1 protein-coding gene is annotated in these 1,659 nt (G+C 58.1%); it reads left to right on the top strand.

From position 1 onward, the window contains the following. Positions 1-361 precede the first annotated feature (361 nt). Positions 362-742 (top strand): tautomerase family protein, encoded by a 381-nt coding sequence (locus AC1VAN_RS21075; RefSeq protein ID WP_442251295.1) that lies wholly within the window; start codon positions 362-364, stop codon positions 740-742. Positions 743-1,659 lie beyond the last annotated feature (917 nt).

Raw genomic sequence — 1,659 nt, 5'->3', positions numbered from 1 at the left:
CGCCAATCCCGACCGAGGCAATCTGCCTCGGCGAGGCGATCATTGGATTGCCGCACCATGGAAGTCAGTGAGGAAAATTCGCAAAAACTCTCTGCAACGCCGAGCGTGTTCCAATCTGTGCAGCGACGCACCCACGCGGCGTGCATCCCATCACCAATGGCGCAATCCGCCAACCGTCCATGACGGCCGAGGCCACTGGCAGGGGCCGGCTCCGCGTGGCGATCGCGTCAGCCGGCGCAGCATCGATGCGCAACTTGCCATCGATGAATGCAGAGGGTTCCATCCATGCACTGTGCCGTGGCCCCAGGCCGGCGTAGTCTCGGGCCATTGTCGCGCCACCTCCCAGCCCTGGAGTGCCACCATGCCGCTCGCCCGTTTCGATCTTCGCAAAGGTAAATCCGCCGACTATCTGCAACGCGTCGGCGAAACCATCTACCAGGCCATGCGCGCGGTCGGCGTGCCGGAAAACGATCGCTTCCAGATCTTCCAGGAGCACGAGCCCGGCACGCTGATCTACGATCCCGGCTACCTGGGCGTGGACCGCACCGACGACTTCAACTGCATCCAGATCACCTGGAACGAAGGGCGCACGCTGGATCAGAAGAAGGCGCTGTACCTGGGCATTGCCGATGGCCTGCACGCGGCGGTGGGCATTCGCCGCCAGGATGTCTTCATCAATCTGGTGGAAGTGAAGCGGGAAAACTGGTCGCTCGGCAATGGCGTGGCGCAGTACGTGAGGTGATCCATGAACCCGTCGTGGAATCCTGGCCCGGGTCCATTAATGCTTGAACCAACGAAAGTGTTGAGCGCCTGAGCTTGTTAGAACTTTTCAGGTGCATTAGCTGGTCATCCGCTTAGTGCGGTGAACTGTCRTAGCGTATCTACTGGGTTGATGGACGGGCGCGTCGAGCGCCTTCCCAACAGATGCACTCGTTGAGCTTTCTCACTCTGATGTGTTCCGGAAGATCCTCTCGTGCCGACCTCAGTTCGGCCCATCATATGAGTAGTGAATATCGATCTGATTGTAGGCCGAGGCGAATCTCGGCATTGGCGGTGTGGTAGAGGTTGTCAACGAGGAGAAGAGTGAAGGGCGATCCGTTCGCTGTGGCTATAGGAGGGCTGCGGTTGGCCACACATCGATCTGCCACGGCACCGCAGAAATGAACTATCGCAACGTGCTTCCACTCGATGCCAGGCACTCAACTGTCTAGTTGCTATGCTGTACATCTGTAGTCAGCGAACTTCTTGTGTTCGTTGACTTGCCGATGGCCGATTGCCGAGCCAGCCGATCATTGAAACTAACCTCTATGACCGCACGGTTGTGGGAGGCGATGAAAGCAAAGGTGCAACACTGCAGCACTTCGGTCGACGAGGTTGGAAGTTCCGATAAGGTGGAGCATCATTTCGGCCAACACTCGACGTGCAGGAGATCGGAGTGCCAAAGTGAATGGAGCCGGACTTGGAGTTCAAGTCCTTTTGAGATCTTCTCAGCCACGGCAAGCAAGGCGCTCAGTCAATGGGGCGATTGTGGGTATCTTCAGGGGCGCAAGTGACGAGGTGCGGGGCGCTTGCGCAACTCCCTAACAGGGGACAGGCAGGACGAATCTGTCTCTTGGAAGATGAGCTTGCGTACTATGCCTCTTTGAGGCTGTCAGAGTG

Source organism: Stenotrophomonas sp. 05L44_2 (assembly GCF_056665995.1).
The sequence above is the reverse complement of the archived record's forward strand: the minus strand, read 5'-3'. Positions and strand labels throughout refer to the sequence as shown.

Coding starts and splice junctions, on each gene's coding strand:
- AC1VAN_RS21075 (WP_442251295.1), top strand. CDS start 362: ATGCCGCTCGCCCGTTTCGATCTTCGCAAAGGTAAATCCGCCGACTAT.